Origin of the sequence: Kitasatospora sp. NPDC007106, from assembly GCF_040634455.1 — a bacterium.
Lineage (GTDB): Bacteria > Actinomycetota > Actinomycetes > Streptomycetales > Streptomycetaceae > Kitasatospora > Kitasatospora arboriphila.
The window spans coordinates 1-6,816 of sequence record NZ_JBEYFP010000311.1; the positions used below are offsets into that span (position 1 = coordinate 1).

General features: G+C 74.4%; 7 protein-coding genes. 3 read left to right on the forward strand and 4 right to left on the reverse strand.

Annotated features, from left to right (window positions below):
* The first annotated feature begins 512 nt into the window (after positions 1–512).
* Both ABZ641_RS21760 and ABZ641_RS21765 read left to right on the forward strand, forming a co-directional pair.
* Positions 513–2,063 (forward strand): alpha-L-arabinofuranosidase B, encoded by a 1,551-nt coding sequence (locus ABZ641_RS21760; protein ID WP_359984069.1) that lies wholly within the window; start codon positions 513–515, stop codon positions 2,061–2,063.
* 293 nt (positions 2,064–2,356) lie between these two features.
* Positions 2,357–3,322: a hypothetical protein gene (locus tag ABZ641_RS21765; RefSeq protein ID WP_359984072.1), complete on the forward strand. Its 966-nt coding sequence runs from the start codon at positions 2,357–2,359 to the stop codon at positions 3,320–3,322.
* A gap of 269 nt (positions 3,323–3,591) precedes the next feature.
* Here ABZ641_RS21765 and ABZ641_RS21770 read toward each other — a convergent pair whose 3' ends face one another.
* Positions 3,592–4,065 carry an Imm1 family immunity protein gene (locus tag ABZ641_RS21770; RefSeq protein WP_359984074.1) on the reverse strand — a complete coding sequence of 158 codons (474 nt, stop codon included), beginning with the start codon at positions 4,063–4,065 and terminating at the stop codon, positions 3,592–3,594.
* Complete coding sequence (locus tag ABZ641_RS21775; protein ID WP_359984077.1) at positions 4,062–4,538, reverse strand: MarR family transcriptional regulator; 477 nt, start codon at positions 4,536–4,538, stop codon at positions 4,062–4,064. Before ABZ641_RS21775 ends, ABZ641_RS21770 begins: the two co-directional genes overlap by 4 nt.
* 133 nt (positions 4,539–4,671) lie before the next feature.
* On the opposite strand from ABZ641_RS21775, the gene ABZ641_RS21780 reads away from it, so the two are divergent.
* A complete protein-coding gene (locus ABZ641_RS21780) occupies positions 4,672–5,556 on the forward strand; it encodes an MBL fold metallo-hydrolase (RefSeq protein WP_344623306.1) in 885 nt (294 codons plus the stop codon).
* Between the two features lie 18 nt (positions 5,557–5,574).
* Here the strand turns inward: ABZ641_RS21780 and ABZ641_RS21785 are convergent, their stop codons facing one another.
* Positions 5,575–6,054 carry a copper chaperone PCu(A)C gene (locus ABZ641_RS21785; protein WP_359984080.1) on the reverse strand — a complete coding sequence of 160 codons (480 nt, stop codon included), beginning with the start codon at positions 6,052–6,054 and terminating at the stop codon, positions 5,575–5,577.
* Positions 6,051–6,816 (reverse strand): HAD-IC family P-type ATPase (locus ABZ641_RS21790; protein WP_359984083.1); only part of this gene is annotated, 766 nt, incomplete at its 5' end. The genes ABZ641_RS21785 and ABZ641_RS21790, both read right to left, overlap by 4 nt.

Sequence of the window (6,816 nt, forward strand, 5' to 3'; positions counted from 1 at the left end):
GATGGATCGTCAAAGACGGTGTGAGGATGATCGGTCGGCGTACCGATGCGTCACCGGCGTGCGCTGGGGTGGGAGCACCGGCGTCTTCGCCCGATGATTGTTAGCGCTCACATATGGTCGGGGCAAGAGTGGTGCACCGCTTTATCGAATCTTGACCGCTGCCGGCCGGCCCGCCCGTCCGGTCACCGGTGGCGCCGGGGGTCCGGGACGTCGGGCAGGGGATCCGTGACCGGCGCCTGCCGTATCGGCGCGGATGCCGCCCTGTCGGGTGCAGCAGGTCGCGAATGCCCAGGTGGCGCGGGGAGTGGCCGTTCCGGTGGCGACCGGCGGTGACCGGCGGCTGTGCGTCGGGGGCTGTCGGACACCTTGACGCGGTCATACGGAGTGTTCATAGTGATGCCCGGCCGCCTCTGAGCCGAACTCTCAATCACCCCAGCTGTCTTGAGTTGCTGCCGGCTCAGATTGTTAGCGCTAACACTCGACCCCTCCGCCACCAGCAAAGGAGCCCACCCTTGGCTGCTCGAACACGGCTGCGCCGCGCCCGGCGCGCCCTGCTCGCGTCCGGGACCACCGCCGTCCTCGCCGCGGCCCTCCTCGCCGGCACGGAAGCAACCTCGCAGGCCGCCACCCAGGGGCCGTGCGACATCTACGCCGCGGGCGGCACGCCCTGCGTCGCGGCCCACAGCACCACCCGTGCCCTCTACGGCGCCTACGACGGAGCCCTCTACCAGGTCCGGCGCGCCTCGGACGGCGCGACCAGGGACATCGGCCCGCTGAGCGCCGGCGGCTACGCCAACGCCGCCGCCCAGGACACCTTCTGCGCCGCCACCACCTGCCTGATCACCGTCGTCTACGACCAGTCGGGCCGCGGCAACGACCTCACCCAGGCACCCGCGGGCGGGGCCGCGGGCGGCCCCGACGACCTCGCGCCCGCCACGGCCGCACCCGTGAAGGCCGGCGGACACCCGGCCTACGGCATCTACGTGGCCGCCGGCACCGGCTACCGCAACAACCACACCTCCGGGATCGCCACCGGCGACCAGCCCGAAGGCATGTACGCCGTCCTCGACGGAACACACTTCGGCGGCGGCTGCTGCTTCGACTACGGCAACGCCGAGACCAACAACCTCGACACCGGAAACGGCCACATGGAGGCCGTCTACTTCGGCGACAGCCGGATCTGGGGCACCGGAGCCGGCAACGGCCCCTGGGTGATGGCCGACCTCGAGAACGGCCTGTTCTCCGGTGCCGACGTCGGATACAACGCCAACGACCCGAGCGTCAGCCACCGCTTCCTCACCGCCGTCGTCAAGGGCGGCCCGAACCAGTGGGCCATCCGCGCCGGCAACGCCCGGTCGGGAGGACTCTCCACCTTCTACAGCGGCGCCCGCCCCAACGCGTCCGGCTACAACCCGATGCACAAGGAAGGCGCCATCATCCTCGGCATCGGCGGCGACAACAGCAAATCCTCGAGCGGCACCTTCTACGAGGGCGTCATGACCTCCGGCTACCCCTCCGACGCCACCGAGAACGCCGTGCAGGCCAACATCAACGCCGTCGGCTACCAGACGGCCCCCGTCACGTCGAGCTCGCTCACCGTCGGCTCCCGCATCTCGCTCCGGGCCACGACCGCCTGCTGCACCGCGGACTCGCTGCGCCGCAACACCGACGGCACGGTGGCCATCTCGCCGATCAACGCCGCCAGCCCGGCCGCCGACAGGACCGCCGCAGGCTGGACCGTCCGCGCCGGACTGGCCGACAGCAGCTGCCTGTCCTTCGAGTCCGCCGCCGCCCCCGGCCAGTACCTGCGCCACTCCGGCTTCCAGCTCTACACCGCCGCGAGCAACGGCACCGCCCTGTTCATGCAGGACGCGACCTTCTGCCCGCAGGCGGGCCACAGCGGCCAGGGCTTCTCCTTCCAGTCGGTCAACTACCCGAACAAGTACCTGCGGCACTACGCCTACACCGGCTACCTCGCCGGCGACGGCGGCAGCAACACCTGGGACAATGCGACCAGTTGGAGCGAGGACACCAGCTGGCTCGCCGCCCAGCCCTGGTCCTGAGGCCTGCCCCGGTCGTGAGGCCTGCCCTGGTCGTGAGGCCTGCCCCGGTCGTGAGGCCTGCCCTGGTCGTGAGGCCTGCCCTGGTCGTGAGGCCTGCAATGCCGCCCGGAGGGCCGGCACCGCCTGCTCCTCGGCGGTGCCGGCCCCGTCCCGGACGGCACGCCCCGGCAAGAGGCTGCCGGATTTCGGTTATCGGCGCGGTGCGGGCGGATCTCCTGATCGTGCGGCCCGATCGGCCGCAGGACGGCGGCGCGGACGCGCGGCCCGGCTCCCGCATGCTCGAAAGGCTCACCGTGACCCGTGACTGGAAGGGCCACCGCCCGCTGCTCGCCTGCTCCCTCGCGCTGGCGGTCGGTGCGACCGCCCTGCTCGGGATGGCCGCACAGGGCTCCTCGGCGCAGGACTCGTCGGGGCAGGTCGCGTCCGCGCAGCCGGGCGGTTCCGCCGCGGGTCACTCCGCCGCCGACCACTCGGCCGCGGGCCACGGCGCAGCCGCTGCCTCCCCGGCGGCCGGCAAGCACGGTGGGCACGCGATGGCCGGCACCGACGGGCTGGCCCCGGAGCGCGACGGCTACCGCCTGGAGCCGCGGGTCGCCGGCCTCCCCGCCGCGCGGCCGGTGAGCTTCCCGTTCGTCGTCACGGGCCCCGACGGGCGGCCGGTCACCGAGTTCGCGGAGTCCCAGACGAAGCGGATGCACCTCTACGCGATCCGCTCGGACCTGACCGGCTACCAGCACCAGCACCCCGTGATGGCGGCCGACGGCACCTGGACGGCCGACCTGGCCGCACTCGATCCGGGCGTCTGGCGGGTGTACGCCTCGTTCGCACCGGCCGTCGGGTCGCACCAGGGCACGGAGTACGTGCTCGGCAGCACCGTCACGGTGCCGGGCACCGCCACCGCGGCTCCGCTCCCGGCCGCGGCCGGCACCGCCGTGGCCGACGGCTACACGCTGACCGTCCAGGGGGACCCGACGTCGGCGGAGGCCTTCCCGCTGACCGTCACCGCCACGGGTCCGGACGGCAGGCCGGTCACCGACCTCCAGCCGTACCTCGGGAGTTACGCCCACCTCAGCGCCTTCCACGAGGGCGACCTGGCGCTGGCCCACCTCCACCCGATCACCCCGGTCACCGCGGGCGGCGGCGGCCCGGTGCTGACCTTCTACGCCCTCCTCGCGAAGCCCGGGAACTGGCGGGTCTTCCTGCAGTTCCAGACCGGTGGCCGCCTGCACACCGCGGCCGTCACCCTGCGGGTGCCGTAGGCCCTCTCTTCCGGATCTTGCCGGGCGCGCTACGCCGGGCATCGCCACCCAGCCCCGAGGGGCCGGGAGGTGCCCCCAGCCCGGACGCACCGGCGAATCGGCCGAGTGCGGTCCGGTACGAGGCCGATCCGCCGGCACGCCCGGCCGGGCGCGAAACGGGGGCACCTCCCGGCCGGAGGCCGGGGGAGCCGCGCGCTCATCCGGCAAGATCCGAAGGAGAGGACCTGGCGCCTGTCCGGCGGGGCCGGGCCACGCCGGGGTCCCGGGGGTCAGTACGGCTCTTCGCGCCACTCCAGGCAGGTGGGCCGCCGGCCGCCGGACAGGACGAACTCCTTCACGGCCTGACGCACCAGGCCGATCGGGACCTCCGTCGGCTCCAGGAACTCCCGGGGGTAGGTGACGACCATGTAGGTCGCCACCGGGATGGTGGCCTCGCCGGCCGGGATCAGGGCGCCCTCGTCGCCGGTGCTGTAGGAGAGGATGCCGACCTGCCCGCCGGCGCGGACCCCGACCAGGAACTCGTGGTCCGGCCGGCCCGACGGCAGCAGCGGGCGGTCCAGGGAGATCAGGTGGGCCGTGTTGCGCAGCGGACCGCCGGCGATCAGCGCGTCGACCATCGCGTCGACGGCCTCCGCCGAGTCGAGCAGCACCGGTGCACCCGAGTGCTCCTCCAGGTGCTCCTCGGTGAAGACCGCCTCCGTGCCCCGCAGCGTCTCGTCCCCCTCGCCGTCCCGGGTGGTCATGTGCCGGAGGCGTCCTGGCGCGGGGCGACGGCCTGCTCCAGCAGACCGTGCAGGACGCCCTGCTCGTCCGGGGTGAGCGCGGAGAGCGGGGAGTCCACGGTGAGGAGTCCGAGGAGGCGTTCGCGCAGTGCGGTGCCGTCGGCGGTGAGGACGAGGTGCTTGGCCCGGCGGTCGGTGGGGTGCGGCCGGCGCTCGACGAGCTGCTGCTTCTCCAGCTTGTCGACGACGAAGGTGGTGTTGGAGGGCTCGCAGCTCATCCGCTCGGCGAGCTCCCGCATGGTCATCGGCCCGCTCATCTCCCGCAGCGCGGTCGCCTGGGAGGCGGTGAGGCCCAGGGTGGCGGCGCGTGCCCGCACGTGTTCGGCGATGCGCTGGGCGAGTCCGTTCACCAGGCCGCACAGCTGCCGCTCGGCCACGGCCTGCGCCTGCGCGTGCGCCTGCGTCGGTGCCTGTGCCTGCGGGGACGTCGTCATGCGCCCCAGCCTAGCAAATCCGTCCGATCCAAATAATTGCAACTTGAATGGTTCGAACTTGATGCATATGGTGGGCGTCGCCGCCGCGGGAGACCGCGGCAGGCCGCTGACGTGCATTCACAGGAGGGGAACCATGACGGACCTGACGACGACTCGGGGCGGACGGCTGAACCGGCCGGGAGCGATCCGTTCCGTACGACTGGGCGGGACCAGGGTGTCCTACGTGCCGGACGGCGACGTGCGGCTCCGGCCGCTCGACCTGCTCCCGGACACCACCGCGGAGGTGTGGGCCGCACACCCGGAGTACCTGGACGCCGCAGGCCACCTCGTTGGCAGCGTCGGCGGTCTGCTGGTGGAGCACGGCGACCGCGCGCTGCTCATCGACGCCGGCTTCGGCCCGCGCACGGCCGAAGCCCCGGCCGGGCCGGTCGGCGTCATCCACGGCGGCGCCCTGCTGGAGAACCTCGCCGCACTCGGCCGCGGACCCGCGGACATCGAGGCGGTCGCCTTCACCCACCTGCACTCCGACCACCTCGGCTGGGCCGGCCACCCCGCCCCCGGCACCGGCCGGCCCGCGTTCGCCCACGCCGACCACCTGGTCTCCGAAGCCGAGTGGGAGCGACAGGACCTGCTGGAGGCCCAGGGCACGGCCGAACAGGCCGCCGTCTTCGCCCCACGGGTCAGGACGGTCACCGACGGGCAGGAGGTCTTCCCCGGCGTCCGCGTGCGGATCACCCCCGGCCACACCGTCGGGCACGCCGAGTACGTGATCACCGGGGGCGGACGCCGTCTGATCGCCTTCGGCGACGCCGTGCACTCGCCGATCCAGATCGACCACCCCGAGTGGTCCGCGGCCTTCGACCACGACCCCGCCCGGACGGCCGAGCACCGCCGCCGACTCGTCGCCGAACTGGCCGAACCGGACACGATCGGATTCGGCGTGCACTTCGCCGACGTTGTGTTCGGCCACGTCCGCCGGGACGGCCACGGCCCGGCCTGGAAGCCCCTGGACGCCTGACCCGCCGGGCGGCGCCCGTCACCCGTCGGCGCCGCCCGGCGCCACCGCCACGGCCCGGACCCTGACGTCCGGGCCGTGCCGGAAGTGCAGGGTGAACTCCACCCGTTCCCCGGCGCGCAGGGCCGGCGGGCGGACGACCAGCAGGTCGACCCCCTCGGGCGACATCCGTACCTCGGCCCGGGCGGGCACGGCCAGCCCCGCGACCGGCTCCCAACTGCCGGTCGCCCCGCGGTGCACGTGCCGCTTCAGCACCACCCGGCCGGTCGGGCCCCAGCTCGCCCCCGTCAGCTCGTCCGGCACGTCGCCCGGGTTGCGCAGCACGAAGAACGCGGCCGTCGCCACCGGCCGGACCGCGCCCGCCACCGGAACCAGGATCCGGCCCTCGCCCGCGACGACCGGCTCCGGCCGTCCGGCCCGGCCGGCGGACGCCCAGGCGCTCAGCAGCACCAGGGCCGCCGTCACCGCGGCCGCCGGCGGCAGCACCGCCGCCCGGTTCACCGGACACCCCGCGAGGGCCGCCAGGTGCGCAGCCGCAGACTGTTGGCGACCACCAGCAGCGAACTCGCCGACATCGCGAGCGCCGCCGGCATCGGATTCAGCAGGCCCAGGGCAGCCATCGGCAGCAGGACGGCGTTGTAGCCGAACGCCCAGACCAGATTGGTGCGGATCGCCGCCACCGTGCGCCGGGCCAGCCGCACCGCGACCACCAGCGACTCGATGTCGCCGCGGACCAGCGTCAGCCCGGCCGCGCCGATCGCCGCGTCGGTGCCGCCCGCGAGGGCGACGCCCAGATCCGCCGAGGCCAGCGCCACCGCGTCGTTGACGCCGTCCCCGACCATCGCCACGCGCCGCCCCGCCGCCCGCAGCCCGGCGATCACCTCCGCCTTGCGCTCCGGCGAGGCCGCGGCGTGCACCGCGGTGATGCCCAACCCGGCCGCCACGGCCCGGGCCGGGCCCGGCCGGTCGCCGGTCAGCAGGACCGGCTCCAGCCCCAGGCCGCGCAGCCGCCGCAGCGTCCGCCAACTGCCCGGCCGCACCGTGTCGCCCACCGCCAGCACGGCCGCCGCCCGGCCGTCGAGCTCCACCACCACGGCCGTCCGGCCGGCCGACTCCGCGCGGGCGAGCGCCGTGCGCAGTCGCCCGCCCGGGACCGTCACCCGGTCGGGACGGACGACCCGCACCCGCCGGCCCTCGACCGTCCCCCGGACGCCGAGGCCCGCCGTCGCCGCGAACCCGTCGACCGCAGGCAGCCCGGCCCCG

Coding starts and splice junctions, on each gene's coding strand:
- ABZ641_RS21770 (WP_359984074.1), bottom strand. CDS start 4,065: ATGACCACCCGGGACGGCGAGGGGGACGAGACGCTGCGGGGCACGGAG.
- ABZ641_RS21775 (WP_359984077.1), bottom strand. CDS start 4,538: ATGACGACGTCCCCGCAGGCACAGGCACCGACGCAGGCGCACGCGCAG.
- ABZ641_RS21780 (WP_344623306.1), top strand. CDS start 4,672: ATGACGGACCTGACGACGACTCGGGGCGGACGGCTGAACCGGCCGGGA.